Below are 22,378 nucleotides of genomic sequence, written 5' to 3'. Positions count from 1 at the left end.
TCGGCACGGACGGCGTCGCCTCCCCGTGAAGACGGGGAGGCGGCGCCGTCGTGCGTTCCTCAGGGGCTCTTGTCACCCGGCTGCTCGCCTGTCCGGACCCGGGCGACCCCGAGCCGCTCCAGGTCCTGGGGGCGGATGAGGAGTTGATCGGCCGTGGCCTTCGTCTCCGTGGGTGGCCTCTTGAGGATCGCCGCCGCCAACTCCGGTGCGATGACGGAGAAGTAGCTGTCCGGGGTGGCCCAGGTGTTGCCGGGCGCCGCCAGAGCCAGCGCGCCGCCCGAGCCGCCCTCGCCGACCACCAGCGTGGTCACCGGCGTACGCGCCCCCGCCACCGCGCCGAACAGCTCCGCGATCGCCGCTCCCGCCCCTTGCCGCTCCGCCGCCGCGTCATTGGCGGCGCCCGGGGTGTCGACCAGCGTCAGCACCGGGATGCCCAGCCGGTCGGCGAGCCGGATCAGGCGGGCGGCGGTGCGGTATCCGGCGGGGCGGGTCGCCGTGCCGGTCTGGGCGGCGTAGGCGATGGTCCGGCCCTCGTGCGTGCCGAACCCGCAGAGCATGCCGTCGTCGGTGCCGCCGCAGCGGTCGCCGCTGATCGCGGCCCGGTCGGTGAAGTAGGCGTCCAGATAGCGCTCGGCGCGCGGGCGGTGGGGTGCGCGGGCGCGCAGCACGGCGTCCCAGCCCGTGGCGGGCAGCTCGGCCGCACCGAGCGGGAGGGGCGGGGGAGCGGGCTCGGCGGACGGGGAGGTCAGCAGTCGCAGCCAGCGCCCCAGCGTCGCCCGCAGCTCCTGCGGCGGGACGACCGCGTCCGCCGCGCCCGCCGCGACCTGGGCCTCCGCCGTGTACGCCGCCGGATCCGCGTCCGCCGGGCGCACCCGGGAGCCCGCGAAGCCGACCTGGGCGCCCGGCAGCGCGAGGACCACGTCCGCGCCCGCGCCGAGGGTGGCCCAGCCGCCGCCCGTGGTCGGATCGCGCAGGACCGCGATCTGCGGCAGCCCGGCCTCCCGGGTGAGCACCGACTGGCGGGCCACTCGCTGGAGCTGGGTGAGGGCGAGCATGCCTTCCTGCATCCGGCTGCCGCCGGTGGCGATGAGCGGCACGACCGGCAGCCGGTGCTCGCGCGCGTACGTGTACGCCGCCTCCAGCCGGTCCCCGGTGCGCTCGCCGAGGGAACCGCCGAGGAAGCCGAACTCGAAGGCGATGAGCACCGTGCGCGTGCCCTCGATCTCGGCGGTGCCGCACACCACGGACTCGTCCTCGCCGGTGCGCTCGGCGGCGCGGGCGCGGGAGGCGTCGTAGCCGTGCCAGCCGAGGGGGCCGTCGGGCGGGGAGTCCCGTATGGGACAGGGGAGTTCCCGGAACCCGTCGGTGACGAGGGCGATGACCGCGCGGGCGCCCGGACGCTCAGCCACGGCCCAGCGCCCGCTTCATGATCTTCCCCATGTCGTTCCGGGGCAGGACGTCGAGGTGGTGGACGACCCGGGGCCGCTTGTGCGGGGCGAGCCGCCGGGCCACATGCTCGGCCAGCTCGTCGAGCGTGGGCGGCCGTTCGCCGTCGCTGGGAACGATCCAGGCGACGATCCGCTCGCCCAGATCCGGATCGGGCTCCCCGGTGACGGCGGCCTCCCGCACCCCGGGGTGCTCCAGCAGCGCGTTCTCGATCTCCCCGGCCCCGATCTTGTACCCGCCGCTCTTGATCAGATCGGTGGCCTTGCGCCCCACGATCCGGACATAACCGTCCGGGTCCCGCACGGCCATGTCCCCGGTCCGGAACCAGCCGTCGGCGGTGAACGCGGCGGCGGTGGCGTCGGGCCGGTTGAGGTACTCGGTGAACAGATTCGGCCCCCGCACCTGGATCTCCCCGACGGTCTCCCCGTCGTACGCCGTGATGGCGGTGCCGTCCTCCTCCACGAGCCGCAGCTCGACGCCGGGCAGCGGAACGCCCACGGTCCCGGCGCGGGCCTCGCCGTCGGCGCGCACGCTCGTGTTCATCAGCGTCTCCGTCATGCCGTACCGCTCGATCACCCGGCGCCCGGTCGCCGCCGCGATCCGCTCGTGGTCGTGCACGGGCAGCGCGGCCGACCCGGAGACCAGCAGCCGGGCGCCCGCGAGCGCCTTGACCAGCTCGGGATCATCGGTCAGCGCCTCGGCGATCCGGTGATACATGGTCGGGACTCCGAAGAGCATGGTCGCGCCGGCGTTCAGCTCCCGCGCCACGCCCTCAGGGCTGAACCGCCCGAGATGCCGCACGGCCCCGCCCCGCCGCAGCGGCCCGAGAATCCCCAGCACCAGCCCGTGCACATGGAACAGCGGCAGCCCGTGCACCAGCACGTCGTCGCCGGTCCACTGCCAGGCGTCCGCCAGCGCGTCCAGGGTGGCGGCGACGGCGCGACGCGGGATGACGGCGCCCTTGGGCGGCCCGGTCGTACCGGAGGTGTAGACGATCAGGGCGGGTTCACCGTCGCCGGCGGTCTCCTCAGGGGCGGCTCCGGTGGCGGTGACGTCGACGTCGATCCGCTCAAGCCCGGCGAGCGGGGCGGGGAGCTGCTCACCGGGCGCCGCCAGCACGGCGGCGGGCGCGCTGTCGCCCAGGATGTGCCCCAGCTCCTTCTCCCCGGACTTCGGATTCAGCGGCACCACGGGCACCCCGGCGAGCAGCGCGCCCACCACCCCGACGGCCGTCTCCAGCACCGGCGTCGCCCACACGGCGACCCGCCCACCGCCCCGCACCCGCTCGGCCACGGCACCGGCGGCGGAGGCGAGCTGCGCGTAGGTCAGCGAACGGTCACCGAATCGAAGAGCAGGACGTGCACCGGCCGCACCGTCGGCGAGCGCGGGGAAGGGGGAGGACACGCGGCGTACTCCTTAACCGTCGGGACAGGCTGTCGGGGTCGACATCCCCGTTCCTATCAGGCGACCACCTCGCCCGCGTCCGCCACCGCACAGCCGACGTCATCCGGGCTGCCGCCGCCGAGGGTCTCGCTCGGCCTGTTGACGCCAACCGGAACTCCGCCGCGGCCACCCTGCTCCTGACTTGAGGCTCCCCCACTGCCGCGGCCCTGTCACCGGAGGGTTGTTAGCCTGCGGGTCGATCGGCTGTTCGTCCAGCCGGATGCCGTACGAGGAGGAAGCCCGCCGTGTCGCCCCGTATCGCCCTCGCCACATGCCGGCCCGGGCCCGAGATATCCGTCGACCGTGATCTGCCCGTGCTGGAGGCGGCCTTGCGGGACGCGGGGGCCGAGGTGCGGGTGGTGGTCTGGGACGATCCGGAGGTCGAGTGGGCGGGGTTCGATCTCGTGCTCATCCGGTCGACCTGGGACTACAGCTGGCGGGCCGGGGAGTTCCTGGAGTGGGCGGAGAAGTGCCAGGCGGTGACGCGGCTGGCGAATCCGGCGGAGGTGGTGCGGTGGAACGCCGACAAGCGGTATCTCGGGGAGCTGGCGGCGGCCGGGGTGCCCACCGTGCCCACCCGGTATCTCGCGCCCGGTGATCCGGTCGAGCTGCCCGAGGGGCGGGAGTACGTGGTGAAGCCGACCTCGGGCGCCGGTGGGCGGTTCGCCGCGCGGTACGCGCCCGGCGAGCGGGAGGCGGCCGTACGGCAGCTGGGGCGGATGCACGCGGAAGGGTTCACGGCGATGGTGCAGCCGTATGTGCGGGCCGTCGACGTCAGCGGGGAGCGGGCGCTGCAGTTCTTCGGCGGGCGGCTGCTGCACGCCAGCCGGAAGGGGGCCGTGCTCGCGCCCGGGACGCCGTACGACGCGCGGAAGGTGGCCCACCCGGGGCTGGAGGTCTGGAAGCCGACCGACGCGGAACTCGCCGTCGCCGAGCGCGCGCTGGCCGCCGTGCCGGACCCGTCCCGGCTGCTCTACGCGCGCGTCGACCTCGTCGACGGGGAGGACGGGCGGCCCGTGGTGATGGAGCTGGAGCTGGTCGAGCCGAATCTGTTCCTCGGGCTGCACCCGGAGTCGGTGCCGCGGGTCGCCGAGGCCGTCCTGGCCTGGCGGAACTCGCCGGAGAACAGGGGGAGTTGACCTCCGCCCGGATCGCCTGGGACGCTCTGGCTTCCACAGGGGCAGGGGCGGCAGGACGGTCAGCGGTCGATGGCGACGGTCTTCATCAGTCACAGCAGGGCGGGCGACGAGGAGGACCGGGAGAACGCCGAGGCCGTGCGGGCGCTGCTCAAACAGCGGCTGCGGGACCGCCAGTGGGTGGTCCGGGTGGACGAGGACGATCTGCACGGCGGTGAGCGCTGGCGGTCGGTGCTCTTCCACTGGATGGCGGAGTGCGACGCGGCGTTCATCCTGGTGACCCGGCGCGGGCTGCGGTCGGCCTGGCTGAAGCGTGAGACCAATCTGCTGCTGTGGCGGCAGGAGCTGGGCGCCCGGCTGACGATCGTGCCGGTGCTGCTGGCGGGCGTACGGTCGAAGGACGTACGGGAGTCGGAGATCCCGTACCTGGCGGATCTGCAGTCCATCGTCATCCAGGACGAACTGGGGTGCGCGGACCGCGAAGGGGTCGTGGAACGGATCGCCTCCCGTGTCGCGGACCTGGCGACGACGGCCCCGCTGCCCGACGACACCTCCGCCATGCGCCACTGGCTCCTCGAGATCATTCACTGTCTGGACGCGGTGAAGGACGAGCGACCGCTGCGCAACGCCGCCCGGGAACTCGGCGCGGACGACGACTGGTCCTTCCCCACCCCGTGGGAGGGCCGCCGCTATCTCGCCCACCAGTTCGTCGGCCACGTACCCACCCAGCGGACCCGGCGTGCGCTGAAGCAGGTGTGCACCTTTCTCGGCCCGGACCGGCTGCGCGGGCTCAGCAGCCTGGTGCTGCCCACCTGGATCGATCCGGAAGCCGTCCGCGAACTGCTGCCGAACGGCGAGCAGGTCGTCGCCACCCTCAACAGCAGCCGTTCCGGCACGGCCGAACAGCACCTCTCGCGGGCCACCTGCTTCTCCCTGGACTACTGGTTCAAGACGGTCACCCTGGTGGCGGGCGAGGGACAGCAGCGGGAGTTCCTGCGGGACTGCCTGGACGCCGTGCGCTACATGATCCACCTGCCCGACGACGAACCGCTGGACAAGGACAGCGGGCCGTCCGACGGAGAGGTGGTCTTCCTCGTCATCGATCCCTGCGGCGTCGCCCTGCGCGACGTCGGCACGCTGGTGGGCGAGCTCGTCCGCCGGCTGCCCTGGCTCAACGTCGTCGTCCTGGCCGGCGAGACGGACCCGGCCGAGCTGGGGCGGCAGAACAACACCCGCGCCCTGCATGTGGTGCTCAACCCCGCCGACGAGAAGGAGATGCGGCGCACCGCGGTGGCGCTGGCCCATCTCGTCGAACGGCTGGAGTCCCGAGGAAAGGACCTGACCACATGACCGGCGACCCCCATGCCGAACGCCCGCTCGACGCCGGCGACGCCCCCGACCGCCCCGACGGCCGGGCGTACATCGTCCGCGGCGACCTCGGCCTCGCCGTGGACGTCGCCCTCGCCACCGGACGTCCGCTGCTGCTGCGCGGCGACCCCGGCTCCGGCAAGTCGTCGTTCGCCGCGCACATGGCCCGGACGTGGAACTGCGCCTACCACGAACACGTGGTGACCTCTCGCACCCAGGCGCAGGACCTGCTGTGGTCCTTCGACCAGGTGCGCCGCCTCGCCGACGCCCAGGCCCAGCAGCTGCGCTACATCGACGACTACGTCGAACCCGGCGTCCTGTGGAAGGCCTACGCCCCGCGCTCGGCCCGCGAGCACGCCCGCCGCCGGCAGCAGGAGCCTCTCTGGGAGGACGCGGCCGACGAGTCCGGGCGGTGGGCCGAGCGCTCCGTGGTGCTCATCGACGAGATCGACAAGGCCGACCCCGACCTGCCCAACGGACTGCTCGTGCCGCTCGGCTCCCGGCGCTTCACCGTTACCCACACCGGGGAGCAGATCCAGGCGGAGCCCGGCACCGAGGTCCTGGTCGTCATCACCACCAACGAACAGCGCGAACTGCCGGAGGCGTTCCTGCGCCGCTGCCTGGTCGTGGTCCTGGAACACCCCGACCGGCACGAGCTGGTCCGCGTCGCCCGCGCCCATGTCGAGGCCTACGACGGCCAGTTCGGCGCGGAGGACCAGGAACTCGCCTACGAACTGGCCGTCCTGCTGGACGAACTGCGCGCCGACGCGGCCCGCGCCGCCCACCGCATGCCCAGCACCGCCGAGTTCCTGGACGCCTTCCACGCCTGCCGCCGCCTCGGCATCCGCGTCGGCGGCGAACGCTGGGACGCGCTGAGCCGGATGGCGCTGCTGAAACGGGACACCGTGTCGTGAGCGGGGGTCGGTTCGGGGGGTGGCTGAGTGGGGATCGGCCAGGGGGACGGCTTAGCGCGGATCGGTCCGGTGCGTGGCTGAGCGCGGGCGGGCCGGGGGTGTGGCTCGGGGACGCCGGTGGTGGTGTCCGCGCCGCGCTGGAACGGAGGGTGGTGTGGTGAGCGGGGGCGTGCCCGAGGTGTGGCTCGGGGATCTGGTGCGGGCGCTGGAGGCGGTCGGCGACAGCCCGGCCCGCCGCGACCGGGTGGCCCGGCTGCTCGGCCTCGCCGCCACGCCGTCCCGCGCGGCCGGCCCCGGCCTCGCCTCCGGCCGGCCGCCCGTCGTGCCGCCCGCCGCCCCCGAGCCCGCACCGGCCGGACCGCCCGCCGAAGCCCCCGCCGAGCAGCCGTCGTCCGCGGGGGAGCCCGGACCGGGGGCGGGGGCGGGTACGGGGACGGGGACCGGCACGGGCACCGCGAGTGGCACAGGGACCGGCACGGGCCCCGCTCCGGCCCGGATCGGCGATCTCCCCCTCCTCCGGCCCGTCCGCACCGACCCGCCGCCCGCCGCCACCGACTGGGCCTCCGTACCCTCCCTCGACCCGGTCACCGACGGCCATCTCGAAGCCCGCCCGCCGCTGGAGCCGCTGCTCGCCCGGCGGTCCTCCGCCGCGCTGCTCACCACCGCGCTGACCACCACCGTCCCCGACGGCGAACCCGACATCGACACCCTCGTCGACGCGTTCGCCCACGCCACCCCGCTGACCCGGCTGCCCCGGACCCCGCGCCCCACCCTGCGGTTCGGCGTCCAGCTCCTCGTCGACCTCGGCGACGGCATGCAGCCGTACCTGCGCGACCAGCGGGAGCTGGTGCGGCAGATCACCGGCCTGGTCGGGCCCGAGCTGACCCAGGTCCGCTACTTCGCGGACGTCCCCACCCGGGGCGCCGGACCGGGCGGCCGGCGCACCTGGCAGCCGTACCGCACGCCCGGCGCGGGCACCCGCGTGCTGATCGTCTCCGACCTCGGTGCCGGCGGGCCCGTCTTCCGTCCCCGCCGGGCCTCGGCCGCCGAATGGCATGCCGTCCTCGAGGAGATCGCCCGGGCCGGCTGCACCGCCCTCGCGCTCGTTCCCTACCCGGCCGCCTGGGTGCCCCCGGACCTCACCGGACTGCTCTCCGCGCTCACCTGGGACCGTACGACGACGGTGAGCACGGTGGCCGCGCTCGCCGGGAGACGGCCCTGATGGGCGGCCCGGAGCAGGGGCCGACGGCACAGCGCGTCCGCGCACTCGCGACCGCGCTCAGCGTCGCCGTCCGTATCGAACCGGAACTCGTCCGGTCGGTGCGGCTCGCGCTGTTCCCGAGGTTCGGCGTGGAGACCGAGGCCGCCCTGTGGTTCAGCGACCTCGTCCGCTCCCACGGGCCGCGCGGCATCGTCCTCGACACCGGGGAACGCCGGGCGCTCCAGGACGAGCTGAGCCGCTGGCTGCGCGAGCAGCCGCCCGGCGCCCCGGTGCACACCCTCTGGGACGTCGTGGAACGCGCGCACGCCGCGCTGTCCCCCGCGCTGCTGCTGGAGGAACGCGTCACCTGGCTCGCCGTCGCCGGCCGCCGCGCCGAACTCGACGACGCCCTGGCCCCCGCCCTCAAGGCGGTCACCGTCGAACGCCGGGAAGGCCTGCGCCGCTGGTTCGCCGCCGCGTGGGACCGGCTGCCCCGCTCCGTCCAGCAGTCCGCCGCGGGCTGGCAGCTGGCCCAGGCGGCCCGCCCGTACTTCGCCCCCGGCAGCTTCCCGCTGGCCACGCCGCGCGCCCCCGTCCCCAACCGGCTCCTCGGCGACCTCGCGGCCCTCCTCGACGACGTCCACATCACCGTGCGCCGGGACGGCGACCACCTGGAGATCGACGGCGCCCCGGTCGACCCCGCCGTACGCACCGAGATCCCCCCGGACACCTACGCCCTGACGGTCCCCGACACCGCCCCCCGCACCCTCACCGTCCTCGGCGCCGGTCCCCGGGGCGCCGACCGGGAGCTGTCCGTGCCGGTGAACTGGCAGGTGCGGGTGCCGGTGCGAGCGGGCGCGGCGCAGGTGCGCAACGCCCGCGGCGAGGTGTTCGTGGTGCCGGAGAGCACGGTGGGGGAGGGGTCGGGCGGCCGGGGGCTGCGGGGGCGGTTCCTCGCGATCACGGTGGAGCGGTACGACGACCCCGGACTGGAGGTGACACCGGGTGCGCACGAGGTGGGGCGGGCGATCGGGGCCGAGCTGGAGGGGCAGTACGTCACGGAATACGTCCGCGATCCGACGTTCTTCGAACTCCGGCGGCAGTTGCGGCGGTTGGTGGCGCCGGGCGCGCCGTTGGTGGTGTACTTCGCGGGCCATGCGGTGCCCGACGCCGACGAGGGGACGGTCCTGCTCTTCGCGCGGGACAGCGATCCGCGGAATGCGGACACTCTCTTCCGTAGGTCGGAGCTGATTCGAGCCTGCGCCGCGTCGGGTGCGTCGCAGGTTCTGATCGTGGTCGACGCCGCGAACCCGTCGGATGTCGGAACGTTCGCCGAGACAGAAGAGCTGCACGTGCTGCAGGGGACGGAGTGGTACGGCCTGGTCCGCTCCGGCTCCACCCGCGACGCCCGGCCTGCCGACGGAATCGGCGCGCTGCTGGCCCGCGTGCTGCACCACGGGCCGCAGGAGCCCACAGTCCGCCAGAGCTGGTCGCCGGAGCGCAAGTTCGTGCGTGGAGACGATCTACTGGATGCCTTGGCCGAGTCTGACCCGGAGGCCAGGTGGGTCAGGGTCGGCACCGCTGCCGACCTCCTCCCCAACCCCCGCTACGCCCTCCGCGCCTTCCCGGACGACGTCGACCCCGCCGGCTTCGGCGAGGCGTACACGAACCAGGCCGGCACCTTCCTCCGCCAGATCATCGCCGACCCCGACACCCTCGCCGAGACCCGCGACCGCGCCGTCACCAACATGCTGCTGCTCGGCACGGAACAGGGCATCCAGGCCGGCCGTGCCCTGCACGACCTCGCGACCCGGTACGCCCGCGCCGGGCGCCGGACGGAAGCCGTCAGCACGGGCCAGGCCGCCGTCGCCCTGCTGGGTCCGCTCGTCGACCTGCGGCCGTCCGCCGCCCTCCCCGCCCTGGGCATCGCCCTGGACGGCCTGACCACCTGGCTGCTCGAGGCGCACCGCACGGCCGACGCCGTCGGCACCGGCCAGGAAGCCGTACGGGTCTGGCGCCGCGCGGCCGAGGCGGAGCCGTCGAACCGGCTGCTGGTCGCGGAGAGCCTGCAACGGCTCGCGAGGGTGCTGCTGGCGGCCGGGCAGCACGTGGACGCGTTCAACGCGGCCGACGAGGCCGTACGCGAATACCGTGCGCTGCCCTTCCCGGCGGGACTGGCCGACGGCCTGTCCGTACTGGCCCGGGTGCAGGGAGCGCTGGGGCTCGACCAGGCGGGGCTGAGCGCGGTCACCGAGGCCGTTCAGCTCCGGCGGCAGCTGGTCGCCGAGGACGCGCCGCTCTCCCGTGAGCGCCTCGCCCAAGCACTGCGCCAGCTGTGGAACTGGCAGCGCGACGCCGAGCGACCCGCCGCCGCGTACGCGACGATCAGAGAATGCGCGCAGCTCCGCCGGGACCTCGCGGCCCAGGACCCCGAACCGCACCGCGCCGACCTCGCCGACACCCTCACCTGCCTGGCCATCAGCGAGGCCGACGAGGGACGTATCCGGCAGGCACTGGCGGTCGGACAGGAAGCCGTGGACCTCTACACCGACCTGGCGGCGACGGACCCGGCCCGGGACTGGCGCCCGGCGCTCGCCCTCAGCCTGCGCAACCTGTCGGTCTGGCTGGGCTCGGCACGGCGGACGGAGGCCGCCCTCACCCGCATCACCACCGCGGTCGACCTCTACCGCCGCCTGGAAGCGGAACAGCCGGGCCGCCACCGCGCCGGACTGGCCGCCGCGCTGGAGGGACTGGCGCACTTCCGGACGGAGTCGGGGGACGTGGCGCAGGCCGTCGACACAGTCCGCGAGGCGGTGTCCCTGTACCGCGCGCTGATGGACGACCACCCGGCCGAGCACCGACTGGCCCTGGCCCGCGCCACCAACACCCTGTCGATCGGGCTGGACGCGCTGGGCCGGCGGCGGGAGGCGGCCGAACTGCGCGCCGAAGTACAACGCCTGATCATGGGCGGGAACGGCGGCGGCACGCGCTAGCCGGGCAGCCGGGCCGCCGGCCACCAGGAGGCGGTCGGCGGTTGTCTCTCCTAGCCCAGCCACTCCCGCAACAGCCTCTCCCGCTCCGCGCCCCGAGGTGTCCCGTCCTCCCGCGCACGGCCCCACTCCGACATCGCCGTCAGCGTCGTGGCCATCGTCGCGGCGCCCTCCGTGAGGCGGGACAGGAGGGCGCGGGAGAGATCCACCTCTGTCGGGGAGTAGCCGACGGCAGCGGCCACGTAAGCCGTCAACTCGTGTTCACCGTCGGACGACGCCACGCGCACCGTCATCATCGGCGGGGCCTCGTCCGTCGTGACCGGACCGATGGGCAGAGCCAGGTTCACCACCGCGTCCACGGCCAGGTCCTTCACCACGCCGACCTGCCGCCTGAGGGACTTCACGGGGACGTCCGCCACCGTCAGGGCACGCACGTCCTCCCAGAGGTGAAGGCCGGACTGCCCGTCGCCGAGCGCCACCACGCCCTCAGGGGTCAGGCGTACCCCGGGAGCCAGACCGGACGGCTTCGCGCCCACGTACACATCGCCCTCGGCGATCCAGAACAGGCCGACCATGGCCATGAGTTGCTCACTTCCCCCGTTGACGGCACCGCCGCCGGGTCACACATCAGACGATCAGGTCGTCCCTCGCAACGCGCGAAGGAGCCGGGAGGTTCCCGGAGTTCCCCGCCTCCCGGCACGGCACCGTGCGAGGGCGTTGCCGGATTCACCGGACCCCTGCCGCATCGGCGGATTACTGTACGGATGCGCCACGTCACCCACCGCGGTCGGACGAGGAGGAAACCCTGTGTCGTCGTCGCCCTGTGACCCCCAGCACGCTCCCGCCGGCGATGTGGGCGCGGCGCTCATGATGATCGACTCTCGGCTCAAGGCCATCTACGACGGCAGGACCGGGCCCGACCCCGAACAACAGGCGCTGGTCGACCAGTTCGCCGCGTCCCTGGGCCCCAGGGGAGTGGATGACCTGCTGGACGGCACCTGCACCCTCATCTACATGTTCATGCAGTGGCTGCGGATGGCCTACGAGGACCACGACAAGGACGTCATCGAGTACGTGGTGCCCAACCTCGTCGCCACGATGCGCATCATGCCCAAGAGTGTCCGTCCCGAGGTCATCCCCACGATGGTCGGCCTGATCGTCGCCGCCGGTACCGGCCTGAGCCCCAGCCTGTGGCGCCGGCAGTACGGAGACTGGACCCAGGACGAGATGACGTCCCTCGAAGCCACCGCTCTGCTCCTCGCGGAACACATCAACCGCATCACCGACGACCGCGACTTCGCCACCCGCATGATCACCCGAGCACTGTCCGGGCCTGGCAAGGACTGACGTGCCGCATCCTCCGCGAGAGCCCTTGCAGGCCGCGGCACGGCCTAGCCCGGCAGCAGCCGCTGGAACAGCCCCCAGGTGAACTCAGCCACCACTTCCCGCCCGTCCGGCCCGGTGAGCGCGAGCCCCCAGCGCGTCGGCGCCGTGCCTTGGAGGGGCCGGGCGGGGGAGAAAGCCCGGGCGGCCTCGTCCACGGTGCAGCACCAGGGAGTGAGATCGTCGATCGCGCGCAGCTCGGGCCCCGCCGCCCCCGGCGCCCGTACCAGCCACTCGTTCCATACGGCCCGGCCCTCCCCGACCAGCACCTCGAACCGCAGATCCGGCCACAGCGGCACCGGCCACTGCCAGGCCTCGCACTCCAGGTCGCCGATGCGGCGGGGGATCTGGGACTCGGGTGTGCCGAGGACGGAGCGGTACCGGCCGGCGGCCGAGCGGGCGCGTGGGGAGCGGAGCATCGCCTGCCAGCGCTTGTTGGCCTCCCGCATGTCGGTCAGGGAGACGCCGAGCGTACGGCGGGCGTCGGCCACCAGGTCGGGGTTGTGGTCGGCCATGCGGCGCAGGAGGACCAGCTGGAAGTCGAGGGGGGTGAAGGGGCGTGGGGGACCGCTCATGGGGCGAGTGTCGCAGAGCCATGCGAACGGCTCCCGCTGGTCGTGACGCATGGCGCGTAGTGTGGTGATCATGACTGGCGAGACTGATCTGCGGAAACTGCTGAGCGGCATGCGTCCGGAGCTGAATGCGGGCCGCTATGTGTTCACCACGGTCGAGGGCGGTGTGCCCTCCGGCGTCACTCCGGTGGTCACGGTGGCCGAGGAGGAGGGTCTGACCCTGGTCGTACGGAGAGAAGAGGCGGACGCGGCGGGGATGGCGTACGACTATCTGGCCGGCTGGATCACGTTGCGCATCCACTCCGCGCTCGAGGCGGTCGGGCTGACCGCCGTGGTCGCGCGGGAACTCGCCGACGCCGGCCTGAGCTGCAACGTTGTCGCCGGGTTCCACCACGACCACCTGTTCGTGCCGTACGAGCACGCTGACCGCGCGGTGGCAGTCCTGGAGGACCTGGCGCGGCGCTCCGCCTGAGCTGACGGGATTGCGCCGGTCACAGTCGGGCAGCCCGATCACGCCCCGGAGCCGGTGGCGACGCCGGGATTGGTCGTGTCGAAGCAGACCCTGTCGGTGTCCGGATCGAGAGAGAAGGCACCGGGGTACGCCCCGCCCGTCACCCCGGCGTGCCGCCGGAATCCGGTCCGGAGTCTCCGGCCGGAAGTCCCGCCGCGACGCCCTCACGATGGCGGCGACCGCGCCCGCTCTCAGCTGGGCGGTTCCCACCACGCGGACATCGGTGGGGCCCGGAGCGCCTGTCGTCTCCTGCCGTCTAGCGCCGGGACCGGCGGAGCCGGGCAGGGCTCCCGGGGGCTCCCGGTGTCCGGCCGTCCGGCAGGAACAGGACCGAGTTGATGTACCGGGGGCGGTTGCCCACGGGGAGGACTCGGCGGAGGAGGCCGTGGGCGGCTACGTGGGAGGTGGCCGCCTGGTGGGTTTCCAGGGGGAACGTGGAGAGGGGGACCCAGGTGGTCGTGGGGAGGACCCAGCCGGCGTAGCCCAGCAGGGACAGGTATGTGACCACCGGGTTGATCGGCTGGATGCGGGATTCCAGTTCCACGAAGAGGGCCGGGCGGTCGCGGGACAGGAGGGCTGTCGCGCCGCGGAGGACCGACAGCTCGCTGCCGTCCACGTCGATTTTGATGAAGCCGACGTCCCTCAGGGCCAGGTCGTCCAGGGCCACGCAGTCCACCTCCACGGCGTGCGCGTGGATGTCCCGGCGGATCAGGGACGAGACGCCCCGGGTGCCGGTGTCGTCCGGCGGCAGCCACAGGCGGGCGGTGCCGGGGCGATCCGCGGCGGCGGCCCGGATGACCCGGACGTTGGCGGGGGCCGTCGCCGTCAGGAGGTCCGCCAGGTGCGGGACCGGCTCCACGGTCACCACCCGTCTGGCGCGGCGGCTGAGGCGGCGCGTCCAGGGGCCGTACCAGCCGCCCACGTCGACCGCCGTGCCGCAACCGGGCGGGCACAGGTCCGCGAGTCTCGCCAGCTCCGGTTCGAAGCGGGGATAGACCGCGCGGGCCGTCGCCGCGATCAGGCGGGCGGGGAGGTGGGGGGCCAGGCGGGCCGCGAGCGTCGTCATGGGGACACCTGGGCGCTGCCGGGTCCGTCGGTCATCCGCTTCAGCAGCTCCTCGTGCTCCTCCTCCGACACCTGCTCGCCGGACGCCGGCAGCAGCTGCGGTATTCCGTCGACGATCGGGTAGCGGCGGCGCAGTCGCGGGTTGTACAGAGCCGGCGGCTCCTCCTGGGGCAGCAGGTGCAGCGGGCCCTTGTCCAGGGGGCAGGCGAGGATCCGCATCAGGGGGTCGTCGGGGGTCATGGGGTCAACTCCTTGCGCGCCGAGGTCGATTGCGGGGCCGTGTCGTGTTTCGGCATCGTCAGCAGGACGGCGACCGCCAGCGCCGTACCCGACAGGCGCAGCGCCAGCCGCAGCGGGTCGTCGGGGAGGGCCTCGCCGAACGACAGCGTGCCCAGTACGGCCGTGTAGAGGCAGGTCACCGTCGTGCACACCGGCACGATCAGCGAGGCCCGGCAGCGTTGCAGCGCGGCCTGGGACATCACCAGGCCGAACGCGCCGGTGAACAGCAAGAGATAGGGATACGGGGAGCGCAGGACCGCGGTGAGCGTGCCCAGGAGGTCGCTCGACGCCCAGTAGCCGGAGACTCCCTTGATCGCCAGCGAGCTCACGCCGTACAACAAGCCCACCGCCACGCCGTACTCCACGCCCGTCGTCGGCAGGCGGTGGCGGCGCAGGGCGCGGCGCTCGGCGGCGCGGTAGAGCCAGACGCCGGCCGCCAGGGACGGTACGCACAGCAGGAGCAGCAGGGGGTAGGGGGCCGCCTGGCTGACCGTGTCCGTTTTCTCGTCCAGCGACAGGACGACCATCAGGAGCGCGGCGAGGATCGCCGTCAGCGCGTACCGCTCCCGACCGCTGGTCTCCTCGCCCAGCAGCCGCGCCGACAGCAGCACCAGCAGGACCAGTCCGGACACGAACAGGCCCTGCGCCGCAGCGATCGGGAGCGTGCGGTAGACCACCAGCTGGGCGGCGAAGCCGGACGCCAGGGCGAGCGAACCGGCGATCCACAGCGGGCTGCCGAGCACCAGCCGCAGCAGCCGCGCCGGCTCGCGCACCGTCACCTCCGGCAACCCGGCCAGCGCCCGCTTCTCCAGCACGAAGCCGCCGCTGTAGAGGACGTTCGCCAGCAGCGCGGCGGCCACTCCCCACCACACGGCCTACGTCCTTCGCGCGTGGAGGAGGAGGATCGAGGCGAGGGGCGGTCTCGCGCAGGCCAGCCGGTCGAGCGCGCGCAGCGGGCGCGGTACGCCGTGGAAGGGGGCCCCTGCCAGGCGTACGACCTCGAAGCCCGCCGCCGCGACGAACTGCCGGAGCGCGCGGGCCGTGTAGAGGCGCAGGTGGCCGACGACCTCCCGGCCCGGGCGGCCGTGGATCGCGCGCAGGCTGACCTCGGAGAACACCGGCTGCACGCCGACGGCCAGCAGACCCCGGTTGTACCAGGCGGCCAGGTTCGGGGTGGACAGCATGAGGTGGCCGCCGGGGCGCAGCACCCGGCGGATCTCGTCGAGCGCGGCGTCCGGGTCCACCAGATGTTCCACCACCTCGCTGAACAGCACGGCGTCCACCGCCGCCGAGCGGAACGGAAGGCCGCCGTCCGTGAGTTCGCCGCGGATCGTGTACGGCAGCCGGGTCCGGGCGCGGGCGAGGGCGTCCTGGGACCAGTCGACGCCGACGATGCGGTGGCCGGGGAGGAGGGGTGCGGCGGTCGCGGCCGCCGTGCCGTCGCCGCAGCCGATGTCGAGGATCGTGCTCCCGCCCCCGGGGCCCGCCGGGCCGAGGGCGGCGGCCAGCATGCGGGCCTGGCGGAGCGAGCGGGGGGTGCCGGAGGCGACCGGGACGGCGGGGTTCTCGTAGAAGTCGCGCAGGCCGGCGGGCTTCTCGGGCGCGGTCGTCATGGGGCCGGGACCTCCGTCGCGTGCAGGTGGTGTGCGAACAGGTCCCGCAGGCGCGCGCCGTCGCCCTCGCCGAGCAGGGCGCGGGACCAGCGCAGGGCCAGGTGCAGCCGGCCGGCCGTGGAGGCGGTGGTGACCGTCAGGCCGCGCGGCATCCGGGCGGGCGCCGAGAACCACACCGCGTGCGCGCGGCCCGCCTCCGCGCCGAAGTCCAGCGGGTACGGGATCCGGCCGATGTTGCTGAGCAGGGTCGTCGACGTCCACGGGGACGCCGCCCGGCGCAGCGCCCGGGTGGCGGCGGCCCGCCAGGCGACGGGCGCCACGGGTGCCGTCAACAGGGCGGCGCCATGACCGAGTTGGGGGCGGGGAAGGGACTTCAGGGCGCGGGTGCGGGTGGCGGTGCGACGCAGCAGAGCCGCCATGTCGGTGTCGGCCCCGCCCGCCAACTCCTCATCCGCGAACGGTACTTCCACCAGTCTCGTCCCGTTGCCGATGGGCATGGTGAGGTCGCGGGGGCGGTCGTCGACGGGCATGGTGATGCGCAGCGGGCGGGGACGGGCACCGTGTTCACGGTTCCAGTGGGCGATCGTCAGCGCGGTGGCGACCATGAGCTGGTCGTTCACCGTGTACGGGGCGCCCTTGGGGCGGTGCGGGAGGGCCAGTTCGGCGACGAGCATGCCGTTGCCGGGGGACGCGTCCGGGGTGCCGGGGGCGACCCGGGCGGGCCGGGCCCAGTTGGAGGGCGTGTCGGCGGGGGCCTGCGGCGGCTCGACGGCCCGTACCGGCGCCGGGGTGGCGGGCGAGTTGTCCCGGCCGCCGTACAGCTCCGCGGCCGTCGCGACGACCCGGAGGCAGGCCGGGCCGTCCAGAGCCGTGTGGTTGAGGGTGAGCAGCAGCACCGTGCCGCCCGCCTCCGGCACCGCCTCCAGCCGCACCGGCGGCGCCAGCGTCAGCGGCGGCGCCTGCGTCAGCGCCCGTCTCCGCGCGTCCCGCACCGCGTCCGGCCCCGGCGCCGGGAACGTCACCACCTCCCCGTCCGGCTCCGCCGCCAGCTCCCACTCGTACCGCCGCCGGTACCAGCGCCCCGGAGCCTCCCGCATCAGGATCCGCGGATGCCGGCGCAGCGCCTCCCCGAAGGCCGCCCGCAGCCGGGCCGGATCGACCGGACCCGGCAGATGCACCTCGATGTGCACCGTCTCCGGCTCCTCGTCCTGGAGACAGTGCCGGGCGATCTCGTCCACGACCGGGAACGGCACACGCCCCGCCGGGCGGTGGCGGTGGTGGTGCGGGCCGGGGCGCGCCGGCCGCTCGACTGCGGTCATGTGCGGTCGCCTCCCGGCGTGTCGTCGAGTGCGTCGGGCTTGCGGAAGGGGGCCGAGGGGTCGGCGGATCGGGGACGGGGGTGCCGGGGCCGCGCGCGGTGAGGGTGGGGCCGGTGTCGGGGTGTCGGCGGGGCAGCGGTTCGGTGGGTGGCTCGGGAGTGGTGGGCGGCAGGCCGCCGCCCGGGACCGGCGGCAGCACCGCCGTGGTGCCCGGCTCCCCGGAGCCGTCCCGCGCCCGCACGCTCACCAGCGCCGCGAACAGGCCCAGCAGCGCCAGCAGTTGGGCCGTACGGCCGAACGCGCCCGCCCCGTCCGCCACCGGCTCCCCGGCCCCCGCCGCAGCGGCGAACCCTGCCCCCGCGAGCGCGAGGAACGCCACCGGCACCAGCAACGTGTGCCGTCGGTAGGCCAGCACCGCCAGCGCCGGGACCAGCAGGGCGAGCCACCCCGCGATCACCACGGCCACCACGGTCAGCGCCACCGTGCCCAACCACAGCCCCGGCGCCGGCGGAACCGGCTGCGGTGGGTCGGGGTTCGCGGCGCGGCGGCGCCACAGCGCCAGGCCCGCCAGCACGGCCAGTCCGACGCCGCTGCCGATCAGCGCGGCCTCGTAGGTCGTCGACGGCTCGTACGACAGCCGGATGACGCCCCCGGCCCCGGCCGGGACGCGCCAGCCCTGCTGCCAGCCGTCGAGGCGGACGGGGGTCAGCTCCTCGCCGTTCAGGGTGGCGCGCCAGCCGTCGTTGTGGTTCTCGTACGTCGTGAGGTAGGTGGCCGCCCCGGAGCCGACCGTCAGTTCGCGGCGGTCGCCGAGCCAGTCCCGGACCCGCAGGTCACGGTCGGCGGTGACCGGCCGCGGGGCGGTTCCCCGGGTGAGGGTGACGTCGGTGACGACCAGGGGGCCCGCGTCGCCCGCCTCGACCCGGTGCGCACCGGAGGTCAGGTCCAGGCCGTCCGTCCCGCAGAGGGTGACGTCCACCGGGCGCCGTTCCGTCAGGTCCCGCACGGTGCCGCGCACGCTCGTCCGGTACAGCTCCCCGTCCACCGCCAGCACCGGTCCCTTGCCGCACGGCAGTGTGAAGGTGCGGGAGGGGTCGGGCTGCGGGGTGCGGTAGCGGTCCAGGGACGGGACGTACGCCTCCGTGAGGCCGACCGGGAGTTGCAGGTCCTCGTCGACGACCGGGTTGTAGAGGGTCAGGGGAGCGGTCCTGGTGATGGTGATGTCCAGGCGGTCCGTGGTGATCGGCGGGAAGCGGACCCAGCCGTTCTCGTCGACCGAGGCGATCGCCGCGCCGTCCGGGGAGCTGAGGTGCACCTCGGCCGGCCGGGACGACAGCCCGCCCGCCGCGGCCAGCACCAGCTCGTCCACCGGCTGTTTGTCCGGCCAGCGCAGATGGAAGGTCGGCCGGTCGCCCGCGATCCACGCCGTGGTCAGGTCGCCGTCGGTGAGGTTGCGGGCCGCGAGTCCGGTGCCGAGGCGGGCGGTGGAGTCGGCGGTGGCGGTGATGCGCTGCCGCTGGTCGGGCGCGATCTCGTACAGCAGCCGGTCCAGTTCCGGGCCGGGCACGGCCACCGCGCTCGCCGAGACCTCGTACGTGCCCGCCGTGCCCGTGGTGAAGCGGCGGTGCAGCCCCGGTTCGGTGCCGGTGGGGGACATCCCGGCGGGGTCGGCGACCCGGTGCAGGGAGACGATCTCCGTGTCAGCGGTGGTGCGGGCCGCGTCCGTGGGCAGCCGCAGCATCCGCGTGACCTGCACCCGGGGCAGGTCGATCTCGGCGAAGCCCGCGCCGAGCAGCCCGGCGCGCCGCGCCACCGAGTCGACGATGGTCAGCTTCATCCAGCGCGTCTCGCCCTTCGGCGCCTTCACGGTCTGCGTCGCGCCGTCCGGGCGGAGGTGGCTGGTCACCTGCCCCCGCTCGGTCTCCACCCGCACCCGGGTCGGCGCCGACCGCACGCCCTCCTGCGGCAGCGGCGTCACCTTGAACGAGGACGGCATCGCATAGCTGTCACCCGTGAACGCGATCCTCAGCCACTCCCCGTCCGGTGAGCCGTCGGAGCCCTCCGTCCAGACGGTCTCCGGGTTGCCGTCGAAGGCGTTCACCGGGTCGAACTGCGGCAGGTGGAAGAACCAGCTGCCGTACGAGGACGCGCTCACCGACCGCGCGCCGCGCAGCTCGGCCACCGTCTGGTGGTCGAGGCCGGTCACCGGCAGGATCTGGTGCGGCGGCTCGCCCGCGTCCTGGTGGGCGCCCGGCGCGTTGCGCTCGTCGCGGGTGTACGGGTACGAGGTGTTGGCGTTGACCAGCCCGAACCGGGTGTCCGCGCGGCGCAGCCCGTCGCCGGTCACCTGGAGCTTCGGAGAGCCGAGCCCGGGGTGGTGGTCGCCGGTGAGGACCGCCGCCCGGCCGCGCAGCTCGGCGGCGAGCGGCAGCAGGGCCTCGGGCCCGCCGGAGACCTGGGCGGTGTCGGCGACCGGCCGCAGTGCCGCCTGCCCGGGGCGGGGCACGTCCGCGTCGGCGGGCCGGTAGATCTCCACCGCCCGCTGCCTCGGATACAGGCCCTCCACCTGGAGCGGGGTGTCGTCGGCGATCCGGCCGCCGGTCATGACGGGCCCGAGTCCGGTGACCCGCTCGTAGCCGGACTGCTCCAGGGCGCGTTTGACGGTGGTGGTCGGGGTGTAGCCGATCTGGTCGGGATCGAGGTCGTTGCGGACGACGACGTAATGGATCCCCGCCCGGCTCAAGTAGTCGGCGAGGCCGGGGACTTGTCCTCCGGTCCGCAGCGCCTGCTCGACCGCGTCCATGGCGCGCCGGTTGCCGGGGGTGCCGAAGGGGACGTAGTCGCGCTGCGCCCAGCGGGAGTCGGCGAGCACGTCGAGGGGCTGGTCGATGGTCGAGCCCCAGGTGTACACGCCGTGCGCGGTCGCCGGGACGACGAGGGCGCGCGAGTCGGGGGAGTACTTCTCCAGCCAGTCGGCGGTCGCCCGCCAGTACTTCGGGATCTCCTGGAAGGACCCGGGGTTCAGGATCGACCCGTTGAGATACGGCCACACCAGGCCCGGCAGCACCAGCACCGCCGCGATCAGCGGGGCGTACCGGCGCCCGCGCACATGACGCGCGCCGCGCGGCTCGGCGGCGACCGCGACGAGATGCGCGAGCCCGAGGACCAGCGCCAGCGCGAGCCCCGTCTGGAATTTGTAGATGTTCCGGAAGGGCGCCAGCCAGCCGTTCAGCCAGTCCTGCACGGTCGCATGGAAGGGCGCCCCGAACCCGCCCGCGTACCCGGCGAGCAGTACCAGAGCGCACACCAGCACCGTCAGCACCAGCCAGCGCCGCTCCGGCATGTCCCGCCGCGCCAGCCCGGCCAGCCCGAGGCCGGCGGCGAGCGCCGAGCAGAGGATCACCACCGCCGAGGCGGCCACCGTCCACCCGGCGGGCAGCCACGCCTCGCCGAAGTGCAGATACGCCACCCAGTTCCCGGCGCCGCGCAGTGCCTCCGTAGCCGACATGGTGGCCGTGGTCGTCTGCGAACTCTCCACGTAAGGGAGGAAGTTCTCGCCGTAGACACCGAGCAGCAGCAGCGGGATCCACCACCAGGCCGTGGCGACGATCACTCCCGGCGCCCACCAGGCGATCAGCTTGCGCTGCCGGGGCCCCGGCGGCCGGGACAGCAGATAGAGGCCCACCGGCAGCAGCGACGCCAGCGTGGACGCCGCGTTCACGCCGCCCATGAACGGTACGAGCAGCGCCGAGCGCAGCGCGGCGACCCGGGCGCTGTACCGCTCGTCCGCCAGCGGCAGCAGCACCCACGGCAGGAACGCGCCGGGCAGCGCGGCGGCCGAGGTGGAGCCGACGACCGTGGTGAACACCGGCCACAGCGCGTACGCCACCGCCGCGAGCAGCCGGGTCGCCGGGCTGCCGACCCGCAGCCGCTCGGCGAGCCGCAGCGCGCCCCAGAAGGCGACGGTCACCACCAGCGACAGCCACAGCCGCTCGGCGATCCACACCGGGATCTCCACGGTCCGGCACAGCCAGTGGAACGGCAGCATCGGCCACAGATAGCCGACGTACTGGTCCTGGATGCCGCCGAACCCGGCCCGGTCGTGCCACAGCTGCCCGAGATCGGCGAGGAACCGCCCCGGGTCGACGGTCACACCGAGCTTGGTGTCGAAGGTCTGCCGACCGGGCCGCACGGCCAGGAACAGCACCAGAACCACGGCCCAGAACCCCAGCAGCCAGCGCCGCGACCGGGGGCCCTGGGGCGGACCCGCGGTGGTCGCGGTGGTGGGGACGGCTGCCGGGGGAGGGGCCTGGACCGTGGTCGTCATTCGGGACACCGCCGGAGGATGAGGAGGAGGTTCCAGGTGGCCACCTCACGCAGGCCGGGGACCTTCACGATCGCCTCGGTGAGGAACGGCCAGTAGCGGGAGCGGGCCGAGACGAGCGTGACGTCGTCCCGGGCGCGCACCTGCCGCAGGGTGGGGCCGATGTGCACGGCGAACAGGTTCTCGCCGAGGGTGTGCTTGGCGGGCCGCCCGGTACGCCGCCGGTAGCGCGCCCGCGCCCGTTCGGCACCCAGGTAGTGCCAGGGCGCCCACTCGTGACCGCCCCACGGGGACAGCCAGTTGGTGAACGCCACGTAGATCAGCCCGCCGGGCCGGGTGACCCGCGCCAGCTCGCTCAGAAAGGTCTGCGGGTCGGCCACGTGCTCCAGCACATTGGAGGAGAACGTGACATCGGCGACCCCGTCGGACAGCGGCAGCAGATACCCGTCCGCCACCACCGCCCCCTCGGGCGGCTTCTCGCCCAGCTCCCGCACGTCCGGCTCGAAGAGATACGCGTGCGCACCGCGCCGCCGGAACTCGGTGGTGAAGTACCCACTGCCGCCACCGACGTCCACGACGGTCCGTCCGGCGACGGGACCGTCGTAGGCCTCGACCTGATCGACGGAATAGCGCGCGAGCAGCGAATAACAGGCATCCGGATCCTCCTGCTCACGCAGAAAGGCACGGAACAACTCAAGGGACGGATGCGTAAAGAAGGGGCGCGGGGCTGTGACATTTGCGGCTCCGCCGCGTGGGCGCGACCAGCCACGACGGACTGGCACTCGCGCGACGGCGTTACGCACACGGCGCATAG

17 protein-coding genes and 1 pseudogene are annotated in these 22,378 nt (G+C 74.1%); 7 read left to right on the top strand and 11 right to left on the bottom strand.

What is annotated here, in order from left to right; translation table 11 throughout:
- Positions 1 to 59: 59 nt before the first annotated feature.
- Positions 60 to 1,409, bottom strand: coding sequence for a carboxyl transferase domain-containing protein (locus ACZ42A_RS03240; protein WP_468525406.1), 1,350 nt, complete (start codon positions 1,407 to 1,409; stop codon positions 60 to 62).
- Positions 1,402 to 2,850: an acyl-CoA synthetase gene (locus tag ACZ42A_RS03235; RefSeq protein ID WP_468525405.1), complete on the bottom strand. Its 1,449-nt coding sequence runs from the start codon at positions 2,848 to 2,850 to the stop codon at positions 1,402 to 1,404. Before ACZ42A_RS03235 ends, ACZ42A_RS03240 begins: the two co-directional genes overlap by 8 nt.
- 284 nt (positions 2,851 to 3,134) lie before the next feature.
- On the opposite strand from ACZ42A_RS03235, the gene ACZ42A_RS03230 reads away from it, so the two are divergent.
- The 5 genes from ACZ42A_RS03230 to ACZ42A_RS03210 all read left to right on the top strand — a co-directional run bounded on the left by ACZ42A_RS03230 (position 3,135) and on the right by ACZ42A_RS03210 (position 10,501).
- Complete coding sequence (locus ACZ42A_RS03230; RefSeq protein WP_468525404.1) at positions 3,135 to 4,028, top strand: ATP-grasp domain-containing protein; 894 nt, start codon at positions 3,135 to 3,137, stop codon at positions 4,026 to 4,028.
- Between the two features lie 69 nt (positions 4,029 to 4,097).
- Positions 4,098 to 5,375 carry a toll/interleukin-1 receptor domain-containing protein gene (locus ACZ42A_RS03225; protein WP_468525403.1) on the top strand — a complete coding sequence of 426 codons (1,278 nt, stop codon included), beginning with the start codon at positions 4,098 to 4,100 and terminating at the stop codon, positions 5,373 to 5,375.
- Positions 5,372 to 6,307: an AAA family ATPase gene (locus ACZ42A_RS03220; RefSeq protein WP_468525402.1), complete on the top strand. Its 936-nt coding sequence runs from the start codon at positions 5,372 to 5,374 to the stop codon at positions 6,305 to 6,307. Before ACZ42A_RS03225 ends, ACZ42A_RS03220 begins: the two co-directional genes overlap by 4 nt.
- A 157-nt stretch (positions 6,308 to 6,464) precedes the next feature.
- A complete protein-coding gene (locus ACZ42A_RS03215; protein WP_468525401.1) occupies positions 6,465 to 7,529 on the top strand; it encodes a hypothetical protein in 1,065 nt (354 codons plus the stop codon).
- Positions 7,529 to 10,501 carry a hypothetical protein gene (locus ACZ42A_RS03210; protein WP_468525400.1) on the top strand — a complete coding sequence of 991 codons (2,973 nt, stop codon included), beginning with the start codon at positions 7,529 to 7,531 and terminating at the stop codon, positions 10,499 to 10,501. The genes ACZ42A_RS03215 and ACZ42A_RS03210 overlap by 1 nt, the downstream gene beginning before the upstream one ends.
- Before the next feature lie 50 nt (positions 10,502 to 10,551).
- Here the strand turns inward: ACZ42A_RS03210 and ACZ42A_RS03205 are convergent, their stop codons facing one another.
- Complete coding sequence (locus ACZ42A_RS03205; RefSeq protein WP_468525399.1) at positions 10,552 to 11,079, bottom strand: hypothetical protein; 528 nt, start codon at positions 11,077 to 11,079, stop codon at positions 10,552 to 10,554.
- Between the two features lie 286 nt (positions 11,080 to 11,365).
- On the opposite strand from ACZ42A_RS03205, the gene ACZ42A_RS03200 reads away from it, so the two are divergent.
- Positions 11,366 to 11,845 carry a hypothetical protein gene (locus ACZ42A_RS03200; protein ID WP_468525398.1) on the top strand — a complete coding sequence of 160 codons (480 nt, stop codon included), beginning with the start codon at positions 11,366 to 11,368 and terminating at the stop codon, positions 11,843 to 11,845.
- A gap of 44 nt (positions 11,846 to 11,889) precedes the next feature.
- Here the strand turns inward: ACZ42A_RS03200 and ACZ42A_RS03195 are convergent, their stop codons facing one another.
- Positions 11,890 to 12,456, bottom strand: coding sequence for a hypothetical protein (locus tag ACZ42A_RS03195; protein ID WP_468525397.1), 567 nt, complete (start codon positions 12,454 to 12,456; stop codon positions 11,890 to 11,892).
- 70 nt (positions 12,457 to 12,526) lie between these two features.
- Between ACZ42A_RS03195 and ACZ42A_RS03190 the strand changes: the two genes are divergently transcribed.
- Entirely contained in the window at positions 12,527 to 12,925 is a 399-nt protein-coding gene (locus tag ACZ42A_RS03190) for an ACT domain-containing protein (protein ID WP_468525396.1), read from the top strand.
- Positions 12,926 to 13,220: 295 nt separating this feature from the next.
- Here ACZ42A_RS03190 and ACZ42A_RS03185 read toward each other — a convergent pair whose 3' ends face one another.
- The 7 genes and pseudogenes from ACZ42A_RS03185 to ACZ42A_RS03155 form a co-directional block, all read right to left on the bottom strand.
- Complete coding sequence (locus tag ACZ42A_RS03185) at positions 13,221 to 14,030, bottom strand: FkbM family methyltransferase (protein ID WP_468525395.1); 810 nt, start codon at positions 14,028 to 14,030, stop codon at positions 13,221 to 13,223.
- Positions 14,027 to 14,269: a Trm112 family protein gene (locus ACZ42A_RS03180; protein WP_468525394.1), complete on the bottom strand. Its 243-nt coding sequence runs from the start codon at positions 14,267 to 14,269 to the stop codon at positions 14,027 to 14,029. The genes ACZ42A_RS03185 and ACZ42A_RS03180 overlap by 4 nt, the downstream gene beginning before the upstream one ends.
- Positions 14,266 to 15,168 (bottom strand): hypothetical protein, encoded by a 903-nt coding sequence (locus tag ACZ42A_RS03175; protein ID WP_468526122.1) that lies wholly within the window; start codon positions 15,166 to 15,168, stop codon positions 14,266 to 14,268. Before ACZ42A_RS03175 ends, ACZ42A_RS03180 begins: the two co-directional genes overlap by 4 nt.
- A 15-nt stretch (positions 15,169 to 15,183) precedes the next feature.
- A complete protein-coding gene (locus tag ACZ42A_RS03170; protein WP_468525393.1) occupies positions 15,184 to 15,921 on the bottom strand; it encodes a class I SAM-dependent methyltransferase in 738 nt (245 codons plus the stop codon).
- Positions 15,918 to 17,240, bottom strand: coding sequence for a condensation protein (locus ACZ42A_RS03165; protein WP_468525392.1), 1,323 nt, complete (start codon positions 17,238 to 17,240; stop codon positions 15,918 to 15,920). The genes ACZ42A_RS03170 and ACZ42A_RS03165 overlap by 4 nt, the downstream gene beginning before the upstream one ends.
- Before the next feature lie 211 nt (positions 17,241 to 17,451).
- A pseudogene (locus ACZ42A_RS03160) lies at positions 17,452 to 21,567 on the bottom strand (DUF3367 domain-containing protein); the annotation flags it as partial.
- Positions 21,564 to 22,376 carry a class I SAM-dependent methyltransferase gene (locus tag ACZ42A_RS03155; RefSeq protein WP_468525391.1) on the bottom strand — a complete coding sequence of 271 codons (813 nt, stop codon included), beginning with the start codon at positions 22,374 to 22,376 and terminating at the stop codon, positions 21,564 to 21,566. The pseudogene ACZ42A_RS03160 and the gene ACZ42A_RS03155, both read right to left, overlap by 4 nt.
- Positions 22,377 to 22,378: the final 2 nt, after the last annotated feature.

This window comes from Streptomyces sp. NPDC030838 (genome assembly GCF_055572035.1).
The sequence above is the reverse complement of the archived record's forward strand: the minus strand, read 5'-3'. Positions and strand labels throughout refer to the sequence as shown.

Bases quoted from the DNA above. Each gene is read 5' to 3' on its own strand.
- ACZ42A_RS03185 (WP_468525395.1), bottom strand. From the start codon at position 14,030: ATGACGACGCTCGCGGCCCGCCTGGCCCCCCACCTCCCCGCCCGCCTG.
- ACZ42A_RS03180 (WP_468525394.1), bottom strand. From the start codon at position 14,269: ATGACCCCCGACGACCCCCTGATGCGGATCCTCGCCTGCCCCCTGGAC.
- ACZ42A_RS03220 (WP_468525402.1), top strand. From the start codon at position 5,372: ATGACCGGCGACCCCCATGCCGAACGCCCGCTCGACGCCGGCGACGCC.
- ACZ42A_RS03170 (WP_468525393.1), bottom strand. From the start codon at position 15,921: ATGACGACCGCGCCCGAGAAGCCCGCCGGCCTGCGCGACTTCTACGAG.
- ACZ42A_RS03200 (WP_468525398.1), top strand. From the start codon at position 11,366: ATGATGATCGACTCTCGGCTCAAGGCCATCTACGACGGCAGGACCGGG.
- ACZ42A_RS03155 (WP_468525391.1), bottom strand. From the start codon at position 22,376: ATGCGCCGTGTGCGTAACGCCGTCGCGCGAGTGCCAGTCCGTCGTGGC.
- ACZ42A_RS03210 (WP_468525400.1), top strand. From the start codon at position 7,529: ATGGGCGGCCCGGAGCAGGGGCCGACGGCACAGCGCGTCCGCGCACTC.
- ACZ42A_RS03195 (WP_468525397.1), bottom strand. From the start codon at position 12,456: ATGAGCGGTCCCCCACGCCCCTTCACCCCCCTCGACTTCCAGCTGGTC.
- ACZ42A_RS03225 (WP_468525403.1), top strand. From the start codon at position 4,098: ATGGCGACGGTCTTCATCAGTCACAGCAGGGCGGGCGACGAGGAGGAC.
- ACZ42A_RS03205 (WP_468525399.1), bottom strand. From the start codon at position 11,079: ATGGCCATGGTCGGCCTGTTCTGGATCGCCGAGGGCGATGTGTACGTG.
- ACZ42A_RS03190 (WP_468525396.1), top strand. From the start codon at position 12,527: ATGACTGGCGAGACTGATCTGCGGAAACTGCTGAGCGGCATGCGTCCG.
- ACZ42A_RS03165 (WP_468525392.1), bottom strand. From the start codon at position 17,240: ATGACCGCAGTCGAGCGGCCGGCGCGCCCCGGCCCGCACCACCACCGC.